The following is a 19,949-nucleotide window of genomic DNA, read 5'->3' as shown; positions in this document are numbered from 1 at the left end:
AAGGGGAGTTTTTATGTCTCAAAAACACCGTTGGAAACTCAAAGATATCATTTTTCTAGCCTTGCTTGCTTGCTTTTTTGGTCTGATCTATCAAGGCGCTAGTTACCTTTATTACGCTTTAGCCGCAACGCCACTCAAGCCTTATGCTAACGATCTGATGCTTGGCTTATGGTTGATGGCAGGTCCTTTAGCAGGTGTTTGTCTCCGGCAAAAAGGAGCCGCCTTTTTAGGCGAATTCTTAGCTGCAACAACTGAGATGCTTCTTTTTTCCAGTTGGGGTGCTGCCAATTTGATCACTGGTTCGCTCCAAGGTCTAGCAAGTGAACTTGGTTTTGCGACCACACGCTATAAAAACTGGGGTGCCCGTGGTTTAGCTTATGGCGTTATTTGGGCAACACTTTTGACTTTTGCTTGGGATTACTTTTACAGTGGCTATCGCGCCTATTCATTGCCGATGTTGCTCAGTCTTTTAGGGCTACGCTTTTTATCACTTGCCTTTTTTGATGGCCTCTTGATCTATTTGATCAAACGTCTTTTAAGTAAAGCGCAGGTCTTTTAGATGGCGACTTTAACTGTTAAAGATCTGACCTTTACCTATAAACACGCACCACAAGCCCTTTTTAACGACCTCTCTTTTACTTTGCATCCGCAAACGACTTACTTATTTCATTCGCCTTCAGGTAGTGGCAAGTCGACTCTTTTCAAACTACTTTGCGGGCTTGATCTAAGTGAGAAAGGAACTTTACAAAGTGGACAGATCTTAATCGATGAGACACCACTTACACAGCTAGGCTTTAAGGAACGCTCACAAAAGATCTCTTTGCTTTTTCAAGATCCTGCCCGTCGTTTTGCCTTAAAGACACTGACTGAACAACTCACCTTCATCTTTGAAAATCTGGCGACACCACCACAGTTGATCCCTCAAAAGATCACGAAATTACTGACTGAACTTGAGTTGATACCGATCAAAGATCAACCACTGAATACTTTATCTGGAGGGCAACAACAACAAGCGGCTTTAGCATGTGCGCTAGCCTTAGATAGTGAGATCATTTTACTTGATGAACCTTTTGCAAACGTCGACTTCAAGAGTCAACAGCGCTTACTTAAAATTTTAATACGCCTCAAACAAACGACTAGTAAAACACTTGTGATCGCCGAACATGATCCTAGTAACTACGGAGATTTTTTTGATGAGACCTACCAACTAGTCAACGGAAAGATCGCACCGTTAGCGCTCGAATTTACGCCTGGACCACTAACACCTCTCCCGCATCGCGTTTTACAAAATGGCGAGTTGAGTTGGCACGATCTCCAGCTGACCCGAGCTAAAAAAGAGTTGCTCAAAGCAAGTACTTTTACATTGCCTAAAGGTCAACTCGGGCTTCTTTCTGGCCCAAACGGAGCAGGAAAATCAAGTCTCTTTTATGCTTTGAGTCGCCTGATCTCGTTTTCTGGGACACTGCTTTATAAGGGGCGTCCTGCCACAAAAGTCAAACGCTCTAAATGGCCTCAGATCGTTGGTCTTATGCTCCAAGATGCCCCAGAACAATTCGTTTGTCCCCTAGTCAAAGAAGAGTTGGCACTGGCACAAAAAAATTCATTGCACAAAGACTATTGGACAACAACTAAAGTCACTGCGGCAAGTCAAGCTTTAGGCCTTACTGAACTGCTAGATCACTCAGTCTACCAACTTTCTGGCGGACAGCAAAAAAAGCTCCAGTTGCTTTCCGTCTTGATCACTAGTCAGCCGATCTTACTACTTGACGAACCGTTTGCTAACCTAGATCAAACCTCTTTAGCAACTTGCCTTACGCTGCTCACTCAAAGTTGCCAAGTGCTCAAAACAAGTATTTTATTGATCAGTCATCAACGTTCTTTGCTAAAAGAGTTTTGTGACTATGAGCTAGTTTTGACCGATAAACATTTGAAATTGGTAGGTGACCTCGCAAAATGAGACCTTTAAGATTAAACGCTACTGTCTGTTGTCTCACGATGCTTTGCCTGAGCATTTTAGTTGCCTTTGGTCAACGTTTATTACCTAACATCTTGCTTAGCAGTCTATGCCTAGGATATCTTTTTTTATGTCGCTGTCCTTTAAAAAAACTAAGCTTGATCTTCCTTAGTGCTTTGCCCCTCGCCTTTGGAACTTGGTGGTCATTTTATCTGTTCAGTACAACAGCTCCTTTGACTACTGCTTGGTTATATACGCTCCGCCTATATACCTTCTTGCTCTTAGGCTGTTGCTTACTTTTACCTTATCAACTGACAGAGATCTTATTTAGCTTGCACTTGCAACTCAAACTTTCAGCAACTTTTGTCTATGGTTTTTTAGCTGCAGTCAATCTACTTAGTAACTTACAAAAACAACTCGCACGGATAAATTACGCTGCCAAAATGAAAGGTGTGTCTTATCATGTCTTTTCCCCTCGCCTATATTTAAAACTGATCGTTTTTGCTTTAGATCAAGCGGACGCTCTCAGTCAAGCGATGCACAGCCAAGGTTTTGAAGAAGGATGCCCCCGTACCTTAGTTTACACCGAAAAGAAACCTCGCTTTCAATGGGCGATCAGCCTTTTCTTGATCTTTTGCTATACTTTTTTAGCCTTTCTCTGAGCTCATCTAAAGTTAGATGAGCTTTTTTTAATATCGAGCTAAAGCGTTTACACAACTGTCTTCATGGCTTATGATATGCATGTAGCTTAATACAGGAAAGAGGTCTGAGCAAACATGGAAAAAACATTGATCATTAATTCAGGTAGTTCGAGTTTAAAATTCAAACTCTTCAGTCTCCCGACCGAGGCTGTTTTAGCTAGTGGTCTGATCGATCGGATCGGGATCAAAGATTCTAGTGTTACGATAAAATTTGCAGGGGAAAAGTTCCACAAGAGCCTTCCGATCAAAGATCATAAAGTGGCTGTCGATCTACTATTGAAACTTTTAGTCGAACTTGATCTAGTCACGGCTTTAGATGAGATCACAGCTGTTGGTCATCGCGTTGTAGCTGGAGGCGAGTATTTTGATCATTCAGTCATCATCGACGAAACAGTGATCGAAAAGATCGCTGAATTGAGTGAATTAGCCCGTTTGCATAACCCGGCTAATCTTTTAGGGATCGAAGTTTTTAAAGAACAACTTCCAAATGCACTAGCTATTGCCTCCTTTGACACTGCTTACCACCATACGATGCCGGCTAAAAATTATCTTTATAGCGTTCCGTACGAATGGTACGAAAAATATGGCGTTCGCCGTTATGGCGCACACGGGATCAGTCATGAATATGTTGCCCGTCAAACAGCTGCTCTGTTAAAACGTCCATTAGCCGAATTGAAATTGATCACTTGTCACTTAGGCGCAGGCTCATCACTTTGTGCTATCAAAGATGGTCACTCTTTTGATACAACGATGGGGTTTACCCCACTGACTGGAGTCACGATGGCAACACGCTCAGGTGATGTAGATGCCGAACTTGTCATGTATATGATGAAAAAACTCAAGCTCACTGACCCAGATGAGATGATCGCTCTTTTAACTCGAAAATCAGGTCTTCTAGGGATCTCAGGCCTTTCATCAGATATGCGTGATATTTTAGCTGCCAAAGATCAAGGTGAGGCTCGAGCAGCTCTAGCGATCACTTTGTTTGTCAAAAATATCGTACGCTACATTGGCCAATACTATGTCGAAATGCAAGGACTAGATGCGCTCACTTTCACGGCTGGGATCGGTGAGAATTCTCCGATCATTCGCCAGTTGATCTGTGATGAACTTGCTTTTATGGGGGTGAAGCTTGCTCCAAAAGTAAATGAAAGCGGTGGCGAAGCTGTGCTCTCAACACCAGATTCAACGATCAAAGTTTTATGTGTTCCAACTGACGAAGAATTGATGATCTTACGTGAGATCGAACTGATCAAACTCGATCCAACTAGAGGAAAATTTGAGCTTTGACTCAAAATGTGAATCTTTTATATTTTAGTTAAATTTGGTACGTTCCAAAGTTATAAATAGTTGACACCAAATGATAAATAGTTATTATTATAAGTGTAGCTAGAAAAAGCAAAAGGAGAGGCGAATAATGACAACAGATTTCTCATCCAAAGAATATTTAGATAAATTAGATGCTTATTGGCGGGCTGCAAACTATGTTTCTGTCGGCCAACTTTATTTGAAAGATAACCCGCTTTTACGTCGCCCACTTGAACCCTCTGATGTAAAAGTCAAACCGATCGGTCACTGGGGTACGATCGCTGGTCAAAACTTTATTTATGCCCACTTGAATCGGGTCATCAATAAATATGATCTTGATATGTTCTACGTTGAAGGTCCTGGTCACGGTGGTCAAGTTATGGTCTCAAACTCTTACCTTGATGGCAGTTACACAGAGATCTACCCAGAGATCACACAAGACACAAAAGGTATGGCTAAACTTTTCAAACGTTTCTCTTTCCCTGGTGGGATCGCATCGCACGCGGCCCCAGAAACACCAGGTTCGATCCACGAAGGGGGCGAATTAGGTTACTCGATCTCTCACGCTGTCGGAGCAGTCCTTGATAATCCAGATCTGATCGTTGCTTCTGTCGTTGGTGACGGGGAAGCTGAAACTGGTCCATTAGCAGCTTCTTGGATGTCAAATAAATTTATCAACCCGATCAATGACGGTGCGGTTTTACCGATCTTGAACCTCAACGGCTTCAAGATCTCAAACCCAACGATCTTGTCGCGTGAATCAAATGAAAACTTACAAAAATATTTTGAAGGCCTTGGCTGGGATCCGATCTTTGTCGAAGGTGACGATCCAGCTGAAATGCATCCAAAAATGGCAAAAGCACTCGATCAAGCGATCGAAAAGATCAAAGCACTTCAAGCTAATGCTCGCGAAAATAACGACCAAAGCTTACCAGTTTGGCCAATGATCATCTTTAGAGCACCAAAAGGTTGGACTGGTCCAAAGACATGGGATGGTAAACCGATCGAAAACTCCTTTAGAGCACATCAGATCCCGATCCCAGTTGACCAAAATGATATGCAACATGCTGATGCTTTAGTTGAATGGCTCGAAAGCTACCGTCCAGAAGAACTCTTCGATGAAAACGGAGCACTCAAAGCTGAGATCGCTGCGATCACACCAAAAGGCGACAAGCGGATGGCGATGAACCCACATACTAATCCAGGTGCCTTGATCCGTGATCTGATCTTACCTGATTTTAGAGAATTTGCAGTCGATACAACGACTCCAGGGGCACAAACCAAACAAGATATGACTGTGCTTGGGAACTATTTAGAAGAAGTGATCAAACTAAATGCTCACAACAAAAACTTCCGGATCTTTGGCCCTGATGAAACGATGTCAAACCGCTTAGGACCAGTCTTTAACGAAACAAACCGGCAATGGATGCTAGAAGTCAAAGAGCCTAACGATGAATTCATAGCACCAGCTGGACGTGTGATCGATTCTCAACTTTCTGAACACCAAGATGAAGGTTTCTTAGAAGGTTACGTTTTAACAGGTCGTCATGGCTTCTTCTCCTCTTATGAAGCATTCTTACGTGTTGTTGACTCAATGCTCACACAACACTTCAAATGGTTACGTAAAGCTAAAGAGCTTCCTTGGAGAACTGAAGTCCCATCCTTGAACGTCATCGCAACTTCGACTGTTTTCCAACAAGATCACAATGGTTACACACACCAAGATCCTGGTATTTTAGCCCACTTAGCTGATAAGAAGCCGGAATTCATCCGTGAATACCTTCCAGCTGATGCTAACTCACTCTTGGCTGTTTTTGATAAAGTCTTAAATGACCGTGAAAAGATCAACTTGATCGTTTCTTCCAAACATCCACGGCAACAATTCTATTCTGCTGCCGAAGCAAAAGAATTAGTCGACAAAGGGCTTAAGATCATCGATTGGGCTTCGACTGACCAAAATGCCGAACCAGATATCGTCTTTGCGGCCGCTGGTACTGAACCAAACTTAGAAGCTTTAGCAGCGATCTCGATCTTGCATGAAAAATTGCCTGACCTTAAGATCCGCTTTATCAATGTCGTTGATCTTTTGAAGCTTCGCAGTCCTAAGATCGACCCTCGTGGCTTGAGCGATGAAGAATTTGACATGTACTTCACCAAAGACAAACCGATCGTCTTTGCTTTCCACGGCTTTGAAGGTTTGATCCGTGACATCTTCTTTGATCGTCACAATCACAATATCAAGATCCACGGTTACCGTGAAAACGGGGATATCACGACACCATTTGACATGCGAGTCGTTAACCAAATGGATCGTTTCGACTTAGTCAAATCAGCCGTTGCAAGCTTACCAACACCAGCTAAATACGGTGAGATCGTGGCTGAGATGGATAGCATCATCGCTAAACATCACCAATACATTCGCGATGAAGGGACCGACTTACCTGAAGTTGAAGCTTGGGAATGGAAACCATTAAACTAGATCAACGCTTGTTCTCTTAAAGAGCCTGTAATATAAGTCAAAGAGTCACGCTACTATACAGCAGTAGCGTGACTCTTTTTTGCTCTAAACATAACATAAAAGAGCTGTCCCTCTCATGTCAATGAGGTAGACAGCTCTTTTAATACTATATCAAACTGAAAGTTTGACGCGATTCAAAAGTAGCGAACTCAACACAACTGAGATCGAACTAAGTGCCATCGCTAAACCTGCAAAAGCAGGACTTAATGTTAAACCTACGCCAACAAAAAGACCAGCTGCGATCGGGATCCCGATCACGTTGTAGATAAAGGCCCAAAACAAGTTCAGCTTGATCCGGGCAAACGTCTTTTGACTCAGCTCTAATGCTCGAACTACGCCTAGAAGATCATTTTTCATCAAAACGATCCCGCCAGATTCGATCGCGATATCAGTTCCTGAACCCATCGCGATCCCTACATCGGCCGTTGTCAAAGCAGGAGCATCGTTGATCCCATCCCCAACAAAGGCAACTGTTTCATGTTCTTTGAGCTCTTCGATATACTTAGCTTTTTCAGCAGGTAAAACACCAGCGATCACCTCTTTGATCCCGACTTCTTTAGCGATCGCCTCGGCAACTTTAGGGGCATCCCCAGTCAACATCACCGTCTTTAAGCCCTTTTTATTCAAAAGCTCGATCGCTTCTTTAGAAGTTTTCTTTGGCGCATCTTGGATCGCGATCAACCCGATCACTTGCTCTGCTTCACCGACAAAAACGACTGTTTTGCCTTGTTCTTGCAATTTATCGTAACTTTCCTTAAGTTTTTCCGACAAAGCTTTCTCTTTGACTAAATGCTTATTGCCCACAAAAACGTCTTTATTGGAAATATTAGCGCAGACACCTTTACCTTGATATGAAATAAAATCAGCCGTTGGTAAAAGCGTTACTTTTTCCGCTTTTGCTTTGGCTAAGATCGCACTTGCCAACGGATGTTCTGAAGCTTCTTCTAAACTCGCAGCTAATTGTAAAACTTCTTTTTCATTTTCTGCTACGATATCTGTTACAACTGGTTTACCTTCAGTGATCGTTCCTGTTTTATCGAAAACGACAGCCGTCAGCCGATCGACTTCTTCTAAAACTTCACCATTTTTGATCAAGACCCCAGCTCGAGCACTGCGCCCAGTCCCGACCATCAACGCTGTCGGTGTGGCTAAACCAAGCGCACATGGACAAGCGATCACGATAACAGCTACTGCGTATAACAAGGCTTGGACTGGCGTGCTACCTAAACAGACATACCAAATAACAAACGTTAAGATCGAAGCGATCATGACAAGCGGGACAAAGTAATCTGAGATCTTATCCGTCAATTTTTGGATCGGTGCATGGCTATTTTGCGCTTTTTTGACTAATTCAACGATCTGTGCCAAAAGTGTATCTTCACCGACTTTACTTGCTTTAAAGGTAAAAGTCCCATCTAAATTCAGAGTTGAGCCGATCACATCGTCACCAACTTCTTTTCTGACTGGCATGCTTTCACCCGTGACCATCGATTCATCGATACTTGAATTTCCTTTGACGATCACACCATCAACAGCGATCTTTTGTCCAGGTTTGACGCGGATCAGATCGCCTACTTTCAATTTAGCTAATGGAACTTTAACGATCTTATCGCCTAAAACGACATCAGCATCTTTGGCTTGAAGATCTAGTAACTTTTCAACCGAACTCGATGCATTATCACGCATGCTTTCTTCGATCACTTGCCCTAAAAGCACAAAGACCGTCACAAAAGCTGCACTTTCAAAATAGACCGGGCGCCCAGTAAACATCGCAAAGATACTATAGAAGTAAGCAACAGCAGTCCCGATCGCAACTAACGTATCCATATTAGCATGGTGATGTTTAAATGAGGCCCAGGCACTGCGCCAAAAAGGATAAGCTGATAAAGCCATGATCAAAGTCGTCGTGACTAAAGCGATCCAATTATACGCTGGTAGCATCAAACCAAAAGGCATCATGACCATATCGACTAATAATGGGAGGGATAAAACTAACGAAATGATGAAGCGTTTTTTATACGACATCATTTAACGACCACCTTTCCGTGGAACATGTTCATCCCACATGCATAGCCAAATTCACCGGCTTTACTTGTATCGAACTTGATCTTCTTTTCTTCATTTTGGGGCAAAAGCTCGTTGATCCCAAAATCAGAAAAGACGACGCGCTCTAAACAGCTCGATGGATCTTTTCTTTCAAAGACAAGTGTTGCAGGCACCCCTTTTTGCAAAACGACTGTTTCTGGTGAATAGCCCCCGTCAACTGTGATCTTGACTTCTTGTTCATTCCCCCCGGTCTTTTTAGCTTTGACCTCGACTTGTTCGTGTTTATCAAAGAACCACCATAAAATAAAACCGATCAAAACAATGGCAACGATAACTGTGATGACTTTTCCCATAAATTCCACTCTTCTTTCGTTTACATTTGTAACCTTACACTGCAACTTTATACTTATTATTTACATTTGTCAACTAAAAAAGCCTGTTTCTTGAAACAGACTTTGCTAAGCTCTTTGCCACCGTAAAAAATATCCTTCTGCTAATTCGATCAAACTAAATAAAAGGTAGGCCAGTCCGCTAAGGACAACGATCCCCACAAACATCCCACGATAATCGAGGCGATTCCATTCATCCATGATAAAATAGCCTAATCCGACTTGAGTGCCGTAGATCTCAGTGAAAAAAAGCGTTGCAAGCGCAGTTCCTAAAGCGATCTTTAACGCAGACAAGAAACCGGCTAAACTCGCTGGCCAAGTTACAGCTTTAAAAAGATCTACTCGACTTGCTGCCAATACATCTAAAGTTTGATACAATTCGGCAGGGATCTGCCGAACTGCGTCGCGCACACCGATCGTGATCTGAAACACTGTGATCAAAGTGATCATGATGATCTTTGAGCCATCACCTAAACCAAAAAGAAGCATGAGGACAGGTAAAAAGGCGATCTTAGGCAAGGGATAAAGAAAGTACAACAAGGGATCACAAAGTTGCCCTAGTCTTTTAAAACGCACCAACGCGATCCCACTTATGATCCCTAAAAGCGAAGCACAACTTAAACTGACACTTAGCCGCAATAAACTGGCGATCAGATTTTGCCATAAAACTGTCCAGGTGATCGTTGGAAAATAAGCATATACTGCCCAAGGTGTCGGTAAGAGTGGTCGATCTAAAGCTAATGCACATAGTGTCCAAATAAGATGCACGACTACTACAGCATAAACAAAACGCTTTATTTGGCCTCCCATAGTTGCACCATCCTTTGTTCAAATTCTAAAAACGGTCCCATCAAATTTTCAGGTTTTATTCGTTTTGCATAACTGAGTTTAGCCAACGGATTTTCTAAAAGCTGGGGGCGTTTGTTTTTGGAAAAGATCAGCATTTGATCGCTCAACTGTAACGCTTCTTTGAGATCGTGGGTGACTAAGATCGTTGTAACTGGCGCCTTATGCCACTGCTCTAAAAAAAGCGCTTGAGCCTTAGCTTTCGTAACGATATCTAACGCTGAAAAAGCTTCATCCATTAGAAGTAATTCAGGCTCGAGCGCAAAAGCCCGGGCTAATGCAGCTCTTTGTTTTTGTCCTCCTGATAATTGCGCTGGATACCGGGTCAAAACTGGCATTAGATCTAATTTTTCAAAGAGTGCAGTTGGCTCTTCTAACATATGCTGATGTCTTTTTTGGCTGATCTTTTGCGCTAAGACAACATTTTGCCAAACAGTTTTCCACGGTAACAGACCTAGATCTTGTGGCACATAGGCTAACCGAACTGAATGTGGAGTGATCTTTTGCCCCCCTAAAGTGATCTGCCCTGAATATGGCAATTCACCTAAGAGAGCTCTTAAAAACGTTGTCTTACCACTACCCGATGGACCTAAAAGCGCTAAGATCTTTTGCTCGGCTAACTGAAAAGACAGATCACAGATAACAGCTTGTTGTTGATAACTGACATTTAATGCACTAACTTCAAGCATCAATCAACGACCTTCAATTGATACTTAGCTGGATCTTTAGTTTCATGTAAGATCCCTTCGCTTTTGGCATAGTTGAACGCTTCTTTTAGCATCTGTGTGGCAACTGGGCGCGCCGCTGTATACTTAGGCAACTGATAATTTTTGGCGATCGCCTCTGGAAAACCAAGGTCTTTGACTAAGATCTCTTGATAATCGCTTGCATCATGCTGATCGATCGTTTGGACAGCCTTATTATAAGCACGTATGAATTTAGCGCGAACTTTTTGATCTTTGCCTAACTCTTTATCGACGGCTAAGATCGTGGTTTGGTATTTAGTAGGATCACTTTGAGCGATCACTTTTGCTCCGCTAGCTTTAGCCATGCTCAAAAATGGATCAGGCAAGATCGTAGCATCTGCTTTATGTTGTTCAACTAATTGTAAACGGACTGGGATCGCAGCAACTTCTTTGATCTTCACGTCTGAACTTGTCAGACCATGAGCTTTTAACTGTTGATCTAAGTAAAATGTCGGCGTTTGTCGTGGCTGAGTTGCGACAGTTTTACCTTTGAGCAAAGCGACATCAGTCACGGCGGGATCACTCGTAACGATCCCAAAATAACCAGTCAAAGCTGTCGCACTCTTCCAACCTAGATCCCCATTGACATAACTTGCCAAAGCAACGACATCACTGACAGCTGCATTTAGTTGCCCACTTGCGATCGCTGCATCACGATCTTTAGGTGATTTAAAGCTTGTCAACTTGACATCCAATCCTTCAGCTTTAAAATAACCTTCTTTTTGTGCTACGTATAATGGTAAAGAATCTGGCGCCGGCATCGTTCCGATGTTTAGCTTAGTTGTTTCTTTTTTCTCGTTTGCACTCGTCTGAGTATGTTTAGCGCCACAAGCGCTGACAAAAAAACTCAAAATAAAGACTACACTAAAAACTTTAAATAATTTATTCAACTTCACAAGTGTTCACCGTTCTATAAAATGTAGGATCACTGCATCTTTTGTGCTCTGTGATCAAAAAGTAATATAGTTTTCCTTTCTAACGTTACCTTTTATGCTTATTACTTCAGTTAATGAGTCGAGTATCTACTCTACATTTTTGCTACTTTCTAATGGATACTTCAACTTTACTCTTATCATTATGAAGCGCCCCACCTCGATCATCTTGATTTATCCAAGGAAAGTTTAAGAAAAATGAAAATCATTGTCAATAAAAAAGACTGGCAAACACCAGTCTTTTAAAATTTATCAATGTTTACCGCGAACAGCTAGGCGAACTTTAAAACCAAAGATATCTTTGAAGACCCCACTCTTGTTCAAAAGCGCAAGATATAGTAAGGCAAAGCTCCCCCCAAAAACAGCGGCGTATAAAAAGGCCGTCACTTTATTTTGGGGAACGTAGACTAAACTGATCAATTCATTTACTAAGAGCGCGGCTAACGCGACTAAAACATTGATCACAATGATCAATTTGACATTTTTGAGTTGTCCTCTAACTAAATACTTATGTTTGATATGTCCATAAACACCTAATGAGATCAAAGTAAATGAAAGAGCCGTAGCTGTCAAAGCTCCATAAGCACCGAAAGTATACGTCAACGGAACTTGGAGAGCTAATTTCAAAACGATCCCTAGCGTCAAATAGCGCACTGCTAGTTTATGTTCGCCTAATGACTGGATCACAGTAAAAAGATCTGTAAAAACCGCCAAGGCAATACTTGTTACTAAGGCGTAAGCTAAGAGATGTGCCCCTAACTGACTAAATGGAAAGAAGACTCCATTTACTTCCCAAGCTAAAACAGCTAAAAGAAGCGAACTTGGCAGTAATGTCACTAACATCAATTCGATATTTTGCGCGATCGTTTGCCCGATCTGCTCTTTTTCTTTACGCTTGGCTAACGTTGCTAGAAGCGGTAAAGAAGACTCAGAGATCGCGATCGTCAAGGAGATCACGACCGTCGTGATCTTACTTGGGTTGGCTGAAAAATATGTGTACAGATCTTGAGCTTGCAAAGCATCTAAACCTGTCAGACCGACCATGATATCTTTAAAAGTCAACTGATCGATAAATTGATAGATCGTGATCGCTGAACCGATATAGATAAACGGTAGCGCTTCTTTGAAAATATCTTTGAAGATCCGCCCGATCGAAACATCGCGTGGCGGTAAGCTTTCATGATAAAGAGTTTTATAGTGTCCAAAACGTTTGCGCATGTAAGCTAAAAGATATATGTAACTTGCTAGCGCACCGATGAAAGTCGCAAACGTGCTATAATTTACAGCTTTGATATAATCACCATGACCTAAGATCATGATCCAGTAAGTCGCAACTAAAATAAAGAGGACACGTACTAATTGTTCCCATAGTTGTGAGACACCCATCGGTTGCATATCTGAATTTCCTTGATAAAAGCCACGGATCATGCTCATCGGTGGTAAGATCACAAGTGTTGGGACCATCACACGGATCGCAGTCGTAGCGACTTCTGTCGAAACAACGGCGCTTTGGCGTGCGATCAAAGGTGCAAAAAGATAAAGCAACAGGCCACATAGTGCCCCTGTAAAAAACATAAAGAGCAGACCATATTTAAAAACATGCAAACTATCTTTAAAGCGGTTTTGTCCGTTATATTCGGCAACTTGACGCGCGATCGCGGTCGGAAAACCAGCTACTCCTAAGGCGAGGAAAAGTGCATAAGGAGTATAAGCTGCATTGAAGATCGCTTGCGCTGCATTTTGATCGGCGGGACTGCCGATCATCATGAGCCATGGTATCAAATAAACGATCCCCAAGATCCGTGACAAAATACTCCCAAGCATCATCCAAAACGTTCCAGATAACAATTTGTTTTTCATTCTGTTTCTCGCTTTTCACATTTTGTTTAACCTAAATTGGCGATACAGTAGTTAATTATACACCGTTGTTGAAATTATAACAAAAAAGCCTCGTAGTCGCTACGAGGCCTAAATTAAGTTTTATTTAGTCAATAATTTAGCAGCTGCTTCATCAACGATGACTGTGACTTTAGGATGTTTTTGTAAAACACTTGCCGGCACGTCTGGCGTCACTTCACCTTCAAGCATTGCTTTGACAGCTTTTGCTTTATTTTCACCAAAAGCTTCTAATAAGATATGCTTAGCTTGCATGATCTCACCGATCCCCATCGAATAAGCATATTGTGGCACATCTGTTGGATCAGCAAAATAACGTGAATTCGCTTTGATCGTTGAATCTGTCAACTTGATCTTAGCTGTCGTTGAATCAAATGGCGTCCCTGGTTCATTAAAACCGATATGTCCGTTTTCGCCGATCCCTAACAATTGCAGATCGATCGGATGTGTTTCGATCACTTCATGATAACGTGCAGTTTCTTTTTTAGCATCGCTTTCCTTGCCGTTTGGTAAATACGAATGTTTGAATGGTTTATCTTTGAAGAGATGTTCTTGCATATAGTAGTGATAGCTTTGGGGATCATCTTTGGCAAGCCCGACATACTCGTCTAAATTGATCGAGATCGCATCACTAAAATCAAGGGAACTTTTGACTAATTCGGCATAAGTCGTTTCTGGGGTTCCACCAGTAGCTAAGCCAAAAACTTTGGCACCGCTCTCATATTCTTGTTTAAAGATCTCAGCTGCTTTTTTGCCACCAGCGACTTTATCTTTGACTACAATAACTTCCATCTTCACCCATCCCTTTATCATTTATTGGTATAGTCCAATTATAGAGCGCTTTTTAACAGAATGCAAGCAAAAAGGATCGGAGAGTCCCGATCCTTTACATTATTTTTATTCGACTGTTACGCTCTTAGCTAAGTTACGTGGCTTGTCGACATCGTAACCACGTTGGATACTTGTGTAATAAGCCAGTAATTGTGTTGGCACGACTGACACAAGTGGAGAAAGTAACGGGTCAACTTCTGGTAAGACGATCTGATCATTATCTGTTGCCAGATCACGACTAGCGATGAACAAGACATTAGCACCGCGCGCTAAGACCTCTTGTGCGTTACTTCTTGTATGGGCAGCTGTTTTTGGATCTGTGATGATCGCCACAACTGGTGTACCTTCTTCGATCAAGGCGATCGTTCCGTGTTTCAATTCACCTGAAGCAAACCCTTCTGTTTGGACATAAGAAACTTCTTTGAGTTTCAAAGCCGCTTCTTGTGCTAAAGCGTAGTCGACTCCGCGTCCGATGTAAAAGGCGTTTCGCGTTGTACTCAACATCTCTTTAGCGATCTGTTCGACATTATGCTTTTCATCAACTAATTCTTGCATCCCATTAGCAACTTTAGTCAATTCAGAAGCCACATCAAAGTCTTTGACTTTTTGGATCCCTTTGGCTTCGCCGTAAGCTTTGACTAAGATCGCTTCTAAGGCGATCTGAGCCGTATAAGCTTTTGTAGAAGCAACAGCGATCTCAGGCCCAGCATGTAATAAAAGCGTGTAGCTCGCTTCGCGCGAAAGCGTTGAGTTTGGCACGTTAGTGATCGTCAAACTTGGATAGCCCCATTCATTGACTTGAGTCAAAACTTGGCGACTATCAGCTGTTTCACCACTTTGAGTCAAGAAGATAAAGAATGGACGCTTCGATAAGAGCGGTGGATTATAAGCAAATTCAGAGGCCACATGAACTTCTGTTGGGATACCAGCTAATTTTTCAAAAAGCTCTTTGCCAACGAGCCCAGCATGATAACTTGTCCCAGCAGCTACGATATATAAACGATCAGCTTGACCTAAAGTATCGAGCAAGTCTTGATCGATCTTGACATTACCAGAAGCATCAAAATACTCTTGCACTAAAGTCCGCATCACACCTGGTTGTTCATCGATCTCTTTCAACATATAGTGTGGGTAAGCGCCTTTTTGAGCAGCAGCGGGATCAGTATCCACATGGAATGGTTTTCGTTTGATCTCATGATCTTTTTCATCTAAGATCTTGATCTGATCTGGTGTCACGATCACGACTTCACCGTCTGTCAATTCGATAAAATCATGCGTTTGTGTCAACATGGCAACTGCATCGGAACAAACAACGTTAAAACCTGCACCGACCCCGATCAAAAGTGGACTCTTATTTTTAGCAACAAAAAGCTTTTCTGGTTGTTCTTTGTCCATCATCAAAAAGGAATAAGAAGAACTTTCATCGACTAAACTTAAAACTTTTCGGAAAGCTGCTAAAGTATCGAGACCTTCATCAGAGAATTTTCCGACTAATTGAACGATGATCTCGGTGTCGGTATCACTTTTTAGCTCAACATCTTGTAAGTATGTTTCGCGTAATTGGGCAAAGTTACCGATCACACCGTTATGCACTAAAAAGAAACGCCCATTAGCTGAAACATGTGGATGGGCATTACGTACGCTTGGCACACCGTGTGTCGCCCAACGAGTATGTCCGATCCCAGTTGAGCCAACGACCTCATCCCCGACTAAAGCGCGTAAGTCTGCGATCCGTCCCTTTTCTTTAACTAAAAAACCATCACCGTGCTGATCATTGACATAGATCCCAGCTGAGTCATAGCCACGATATTCAAGTTGTTCTAAGCCGTCTAATAAAATATCTTTTGCATTGCTATTGCCTGTAACCCCAACAATACCACACATATCAAATACCTCACATTCTAAAAATTGGTATATACCTTATCGAATAACATCAAATAGTTAAAATCACTCTTATATCAAGTAACAAAACTAAATATAGCGCAACTAAATGACCCTGTCAACTAATAAAATTTCAAATTGGTATACCACTTTTTATTTCTTTTAAAAAGTGCTTTGCCAGCTGTGTTTGCAAAACTTCTTTCGTACCTGATGTAAATAAAGCTAAAGTTTGATCGCTCATGATGATCATACTACTGATCGATCCTAAAGTTTCCCGTTCACTGTCTGACATTTCTTTAGGACCTAGGATCAATAAAAAGCGCGTAACTGCGATCTTTGTTTGATCCATCGCTAACATCGGTAAGGGGCGCGTCAGATCAAAGATCATAAAATGGCACTGCGTGACTGCTGAACTGACAGTATGTAACAATGCCAACGAACTTTCTGGTAATCCGATCGGAGCTAATTTTTCACGCGCTAAAAGGGCTTGGGTAACTTGAGCACGGTCAGTTATGATCTCTCGTGAAACTTTAGCAACTGCTTGTGCGATCACAGTAGGCAAAGAATCTGTCGTGATCTCTAAGCGTTTGATCGTCAAACTACTGACCAGTTCTGAACAAAAAAAGGCTTTTTGCGCGATAAACGCTAATTTCTCAGGTAGATCTGTTGGTTCTTTAGCTGCTGCAGGACTCGCTTTACTCAAATATTCTTTTTGATATTGTGCTAAAAATTCTTTTAAGCGCTTTAATTCTGTAGCAGTCAAAAGTGGACTAACGATCTGATAATCTCTAGGAAATCCCGGAAGCATCAGCGTCGATAAAACGACATCATATTCTTTTAAGCTAAGTTCTGCTAATTCAAAAACTTTAGCGATCTTGATCTGTTTGATCTGTGGAAGTTCTTTTTTCAAACGCTGTTTTAAGATCGAAGACGTGCCGATCCCATTTTCACAGATCACTAAAACCGCTAAGCGTTCATTTTTCTTAGATGTCGTCAATTGACTTGCAAAATAGAGCAAGATCAATTGCAATTCAGTCTCAGTCAGCGTTTTATCAAAGAAGATCTCTTGCCACGCTTGTTTGATACTCAAAAAAAGTACCTGATGTTCTTTTTGTAGCCGTTCAAGCATCTCGATCTTAACGTCTGGTAGCCCGCTTTCTTCATTTTGGATCAAATTGACGATATGTGTTGCAAGTTTTTTAAAGAAAAGTGGATCGCGCGCAAAATCGTATTTGACTTTTTTTGAGACTAAAGCGATCAGATCTTTGACTTTGAGCGAAATGCTCAACTCAAATTCATTTTCATAATCAACAGTATGTTTTTTTTGGATAACTTGTTGCAATTTTTCTGCTAAATAATTCACTTCACCTTGGGGCAAAGTGCTCTTGAGTTCACATACTGCTAAAAAGCGATAAACTAAAGCTTGATAACGCAAAGCATCACTATCTGGTGCTTTCGTCACATAGTGCTTTTGTTGGCTTCGAAAGAGACACAAGGCAAAGTACAAGATCAAAGTGATCGTCTGTTGATCACTTGTGACTGACGTTTTTTCAAAGACGCTTTTTTTGAGGCCATTATGGCATGCGACTAGCAATTCTCGTGGCAAAAGCCGTAAAAAGATATCTGGCGTCTGCCATTGACCAGTCAAGTACTCAAAGAATTGGTAGTCATTGAGTTCATTTAATAAGATCTCGCATAAGATCTGGCGGCGGATCGTTTCTGTTGTTTGGAGCCAAACACCACTGCCCTTCTTTCGCTTTATCTCGACTGCAAAATCTGCTAACGCTTCTTCTAAAATATTTAGATCCCGCTTGATCGTATTTTCGCTGACATCTAGTTCTAAAGCTAGACCAACGATCTTTTGGGGCTCATCAGCTAAAAGTAATAATGCCGCTAACGCATTTTGGCGGCGCTTACTTTTTAACGGAAGGCTGACCTCAGTTTGGACTCCTAAGAGTTCTTGCAACTGCGTCAGACCTGACGCTGCACCTTTTAAGCGATAACGTCCTTGTTCATTTCTGATCTTGAGTCCTAAATGATCTAAATAAAGACTTAATTCATTAAATTCACGGTAGATCGTGCGCCGACTAGCTTTAGTTTGCTTTTTCAACTGATCGAGCGCAACTCCCTTGACCTCATTTTGGAAAAAGGCAGTTAAAATGACTTTTTGACGCTCACTTAATTTGACCATATCCCGTTCCTTTCTTAAGATCCAATAATTTTTATAGCTATAATAATTATACATTAAAAAGGCGGTATCCGTTATTTTGACGGCCCCGCCTCAGTTGAACATTACATTATTTATGCTGTAAATAACATGTAGCTAACTGTTCGATCAAGACATGATCTTTTTTTGGATCTAATCCAGTCGTCTCACTGATCACAGTTTTCAGCGGTCGGGTCGCTAAGAGAGACGCCAACTTTTGGCTTTCTTCATCTTTTGGGTCGTCGAAACGATAGATCAACGCGGTCGTCTCTAAAAGTGCTTGATAATTAAGCCCGCGGGCAAAACTCTCACGCAAGGGGCGAATAAAGCGCTCGTTATAACCCAATTTCCGGAGCGGTGTACGGCCAACGCGAACGATCTCATCAGAAAGATAAGGATTTTCAAAGCGGGCGATGATCTTTTGGTGGTAATCTTCAAGTTCTTTTGCACTAAAGTCCCATTTAGCAAGCAACAAGGCTCTAGTCTCACTTAAAACCGCACGCAAGCGTTGCAAAACTTTAGGATCTTTGATCGCATCTTTGATCGTCTGGTAGCCTAGATCAGCTCCAGTATAAGCAACTGTCGCATGTCCAGTATTGACCGAAAAAAGTTTACGCTCGATATAGGGTTCAAGATCTTTAGCATAATGAACTTCCGTCAATTTTAGCGCTGGAGCTTTGAGTTGACTTTCGTCTACGACCCACTCTTTGAAAGGCTCGACAGTGACTGACAAAGGATCTGTGTGGTCTTGTTTAGGTACGATCCGATCAACAGCAGCGTTTGGAAAACCTAGATATTCATCAGCATAAGCACGCTCAGGTCCATCTAAGTAACGATAGACTTCTTGTCTTAAAAATTGTGAGCCACCGATCATGTTCTCACAGGCGATCACATCTAACGGTCGCATCTTTTTAGCTTGTTTACGTTGCTTGATCCCAGAAGCGATCAAAGGAGCGATCTTTGGTAAGATCTTAGGTCCGATCGCAGTCGTCACTAGATCTGTTTCTACCAAAGCTGCGCTAACTTTTTCTGGTTCAAGCGCATTATTTATCCCTTTGACATTTGTGATCAGTTGCTCTTCTTTTTCTGGTCCAGCTAAGAAGATCTTATAGGCACCTTTCTCATTTAAAGCATCGATGATCTCTTCTGAAACATCAACAAATGTGATCGCAAAACCGTTTTTAGCCAAAACTTCTCCGATAAAGCCCCGTCCGATATTACCTGCTCCAAAATGTAATGCTTTTTTCATTCTTTTCCGACCTCTTTCAATAAATCTATGATCTCTTGTTCACTTTGTGCATCTGCTAATTTGGCTACGTTTGAAACATCACTACAAAAAAGTGCGATCTGAGAGAGCAACTCTAAATGCTCGTTATTTGAGCCTGCGATCCCAAAAACGACCGTCACTAGATTCTCTGTCGCTGCATCATTACTAAAGTCAACACCTAATGGAACTTGAACGACTGAGATCCCTGTTTTTTCGATATATTTTTTGCCAGCGTCAGTTCCGTGGGGGATCGCGATGAAATTGCCCATATATGTCGAAACATCATTATTTCTTGCGATCATCGAATCGATATACTCTTCTTTAACACAGCCAGCTTTGACGAGCAACTGTCCGGCTAAGCGGATCGCCTCAGTTTTGGTAGCGGGTGCTTGATCTAATAAGATCATATCTTTTGTTAATTCCATGTG

At 41.9% G+C, this 19,949-nt stretch carries 16 protein-coding genes; 5 read left to right on the top strand and 11 right to left on the bottom strand.

Annotated features, from left to right (window positions below; translation table 11 throughout):
- Nucleotides 1-13 precede the first annotated feature (13 nt).
- The 5 genes from QFX10_RS05175 (at nucleotide 14) to QFX10_RS05155 (ending at nucleotide 6,442) form a co-directional block, all read left to right on the top strand.
- Nucleotides 14-559, top strand: a complete 546-nt coding sequence (locus QFX10_RS05175) for an ECF transporter S component (RefSeq protein ID WP_280607137.1) — start codon at nucleotides 14-16, stop codon at nucleotides 557-559.
- Complete coding sequence (locus QFX10_RS05170) at nucleotides 560-1,957, top strand: ATP-binding cassette domain-containing protein (protein ID WP_280607136.1); 1,398 nt, start codon at nucleotides 560-562, stop codon at nucleotides 1,955-1,957.
- Entirely contained in the window at nucleotides 1,954-2,616 is a 663-nt protein-coding gene (locus QFX10_RS05165) for an energy-coupling factor transporter transmembrane component T family protein (RefSeq protein ID WP_280607135.1), read from the top strand. Before QFX10_RS05170 ends, QFX10_RS05165 begins: the two co-directional genes overlap by 4 nt.
- A gap of 114 nt (nucleotides 2,617-2,730) precedes the next feature.
- On the top strand, nucleotides 2,731-3,945 hold the full coding sequence (locus tag QFX10_RS05160; RefSeq protein ID WP_280607134.1) for an acetate/propionate family kinase: 1,215 nt from the start codon (nucleotides 2,731-2,733) through the stop codon (nucleotides 3,943-3,945).
- A 127-nt stretch (nucleotides 3,946-4,072) separates the two neighbouring features.
- Complete coding sequence (locus tag QFX10_RS05155; protein ID WP_280607133.1) at nucleotides 4,073-6,442, top strand: phosphoketolase family protein; 2,370 nt, start codon at nucleotides 4,073-4,075, stop codon at nucleotides 6,440-6,442.
- 150 nt (nucleotides 6,443-6,592) lie between these two features.
- On the opposite strand, the gene QFX10_RS05150 is transcribed toward QFX10_RS05155, so the two are convergent.
- The 11 genes from QFX10_RS05150 to QFX10_RS05100 all read right to left on the bottom strand — a co-directional run bounded on the left by QFX10_RS05150 (nucleotide 6,593) and on the right by QFX10_RS05100 (nucleotide 19,946).
- The gene (locus QFX10_RS05150; protein ID WP_280607132.1) at nucleotides 6,593-8,509 is read right to left on the bottom strand and encodes a copper-translocating P-type ATPase; all 1,917 of its coding nucleotides are present in this window, start codon (nucleotides 8,507-8,509) and stop codon (nucleotides 6,593-6,595) included.
- Nucleotides 8,506-8,880: a cupredoxin domain-containing protein gene (locus tag QFX10_RS05145; protein ID WP_280607131.1), complete on the bottom strand. Its 375-nt coding sequence runs from the start codon at nucleotides 8,878-8,880 to the stop codon at nucleotides 8,506-8,508. Before QFX10_RS05145 ends, QFX10_RS05150 begins: the two co-directional genes overlap by 4 nt.
- Nucleotides 8,881-8,985: 105 nt before the next feature.
- Nucleotides 8,986-9,726 (bottom strand): ABC transporter permease, encoded by a 741-nt coding sequence (locus QFX10_RS05140; RefSeq protein WP_280607130.1) that lies wholly within the window; start codon nucleotides 9,724-9,726, stop codon nucleotides 8,986-8,988.
- Nucleotides 9,711-10,451: an ATP-binding cassette domain-containing protein gene (locus QFX10_RS05135; protein WP_280607129.1), complete on the bottom strand. Its 741-nt coding sequence runs from the start codon at nucleotides 10,449-10,451 to the stop codon at nucleotides 9,711-9,713. The genes QFX10_RS05140 and QFX10_RS05135 overlap by 16 nt, the downstream gene beginning before the upstream one ends.
- The gene (locus QFX10_RS05130) at nucleotides 10,451-11,404 is read right to left on the bottom strand and encodes an ABC transporter substrate-binding protein (RefSeq protein WP_280607128.1); all 954 of its coding nucleotides are present in this window, start codon (nucleotides 11,402-11,404) and stop codon (nucleotides 10,451-10,453) included. Before QFX10_RS05130 ends, QFX10_RS05135 begins: the two co-directional genes overlap by 1 nt.
- Before the next feature lie 288 nt (nucleotides 11,405-11,692).
- Nucleotides 11,693-13,300 carry a putative polysaccharide biosynthesis protein gene (locus QFX10_RS05125; RefSeq protein ID WP_280607127.1) on the bottom strand — a complete coding sequence of 536 codons (1,608 nt, stop codon included), beginning with the start codon at nucleotides 13,298-13,300 and terminating at the stop codon, nucleotides 11,693-11,695.
- A gap of 120 nt (nucleotides 13,301-13,420) precedes the next feature.
- Nucleotides 13,421-14,128: a glucosamine-6-phosphate deaminase gene (nagB, locus tag QFX10_RS05120; protein WP_280607126.1), complete on the bottom strand. Its 708-nt coding sequence runs from the start codon at nucleotides 14,126-14,128 to the stop codon at nucleotides 13,421-13,423.
- Between the two features lie 105 nt (nucleotides 14,129-14,233).
- The gene (gene glmS, locus QFX10_RS05115) at nucleotides 14,234-16,051 is read right to left on the bottom strand and encodes a glutamine--fructose-6-phosphate transaminase (isomerizing) (protein ID WP_280607125.1); all 1,818 of its coding nucleotides are present in this window, start codon (nucleotides 16,049-16,051) and stop codon (nucleotides 14,234-14,236) included.
- A 130-nt stretch (nucleotides 16,052-16,181) separates the two neighbouring features.
- Nucleotides 16,182-18,239, bottom strand: a complete 2,058-nt coding sequence (locus QFX10_RS05110) for a BglG family transcription antiterminator (RefSeq protein ID WP_280607124.1) — start codon at nucleotides 18,237-18,239, stop codon at nucleotides 16,182-16,184.
- 106 nt (nucleotides 18,240-18,345) lie between these two features.
- Nucleotides 18,346-19,503: a mannitol-1-phosphate 5-dehydrogenase gene (locus QFX10_RS05105; RefSeq protein ID WP_280607123.1), complete on the bottom strand. Its 1,158-nt coding sequence runs from the start codon at nucleotides 19,501-19,503 to the stop codon at nucleotides 18,346-18,348.
- Nucleotides 19,500-19,946 (bottom strand): PTS mannitol transporter subunit IIA, encoded by a 447-nt coding sequence (locus QFX10_RS05100; protein WP_280607122.1) that lies wholly within the window; start codon nucleotides 19,944-19,946, stop codon nucleotides 19,500-19,502. The genes QFX10_RS05105 and QFX10_RS05100 overlap by 4 nt, the downstream gene beginning before the upstream one ends.
- Nucleotides 19,947-19,949 lie beyond the last annotated feature (3 nt).

Origin of the sequence: Ligilactobacillus faecis (assembly GCF_029889745.1) — a bacterium.
GTDB classification, from domain to species: Bacteria; Bacillota; Bacilli; order Lactobacillales; family Lactobacillaceae; genus Ligilactobacillus; species Ligilactobacillus faecis.
Note: the sequence above shows the minus strand (reverse complement) of the source record. Positions and strands in the feature narration are given on the sequence as shown.

Excerpts from the sequence above, each read along its gene's own strand:
- QFX10_RS05110 (WP_280607124.1), bottom strand. The coding sequence starts at position 18,239 with ATGGTCAAATTAAGTGAGCGTCAAAAAGTCATTTTAACTGCCTTTTTC.
- QFX10_RS05155 (WP_280607133.1), top strand. The coding sequence starts at position 4,073 with ATGACAACAGATTTCTCATCCAAAGAATATTTAGATAAATTAGATGCT.
- QFX10_RS05135 (WP_280607129.1), bottom strand. The coding sequence starts at position 10,451 with ATGCTTGAAGTTAGTGCATTAAATGTCAGTTATCAACAACAAGCTGTT.
- QFX10_RS05100 (WP_280607122.1), bottom strand. The coding sequence starts at position 19,946 with ATGGAATTAACAAAAGATATGATCTTATTAGATCAAGCACCCGCTACC.
- QFX10_RS05105 (WP_280607123.1), bottom strand. The coding sequence starts at position 19,503 with ATGAAAAAAGCATTACATTTTGGAGCAGGTAATATCGGACGGGGCTTT.
- QFX10_RS05140 (WP_280607130.1), bottom strand. The coding sequence starts at position 9,726 with ATGGGAGGCCAAATAAAGCGTTTTGTTTATGCTGTAGTAGTCGTGCAT.
- QFX10_RS05150 (WP_280607132.1), bottom strand. The coding sequence starts at position 8,509 with ATGATGTCGTATAAAAAACGCTTCATCATTTCGTTAGTTTTATCCCTC.
- QFX10_RS05145 (WP_280607131.1), bottom strand. The coding sequence starts at position 8,880 with ATGGGAAAAGTCATCACAGTTATCGTTGCCATTGTTTTGATCGGTTTT.
- nagB (WP_280607126.1), bottom strand. The coding sequence starts at position 14,128 with ATGGAAGTTATTGTAGTCAAAGATAAAGTCGCTGGTGGCAAAAAAGCA.
- QFX10_RS05165 (WP_280607135.1), top strand. The coding sequence starts at position 1,954 with ATGAGACCTTTAAGATTAAACGCTACTGTCTGTTGTCTCACGATGCTT.
- QFX10_RS05170 (WP_280607136.1), top strand. The coding sequence starts at position 560 with ATGGCGACTTTAACTGTTAAAGATCTGACCTTTACCTATAAACACGCA.
- QFX10_RS05175 (WP_280607137.1), top strand. The coding sequence starts at position 14 with ATGTCTCAAAAACACCGTTGGAAACTCAAAGATATCATTTTTCTAGCC.
- glmS (WP_280607125.1), bottom strand. The coding sequence starts at position 16,051 with ATGTGTGGTATTGTTGGGGTTACAGGCAATAGCAATGCAAAAGATATT.
- QFX10_RS05160 (WP_280607134.1), top strand. The coding sequence starts at position 2,731 with ATGGAAAAAACATTGATCATTAATTCAGGTAGTTCGAGTTTAAAATTC.
- QFX10_RS05125 (WP_280607127.1), bottom strand. The coding sequence starts at position 13,300 with ATGAAAAACAAATTGTTATCTGGAACGTTTTGGATGATGCTTGGGAGT.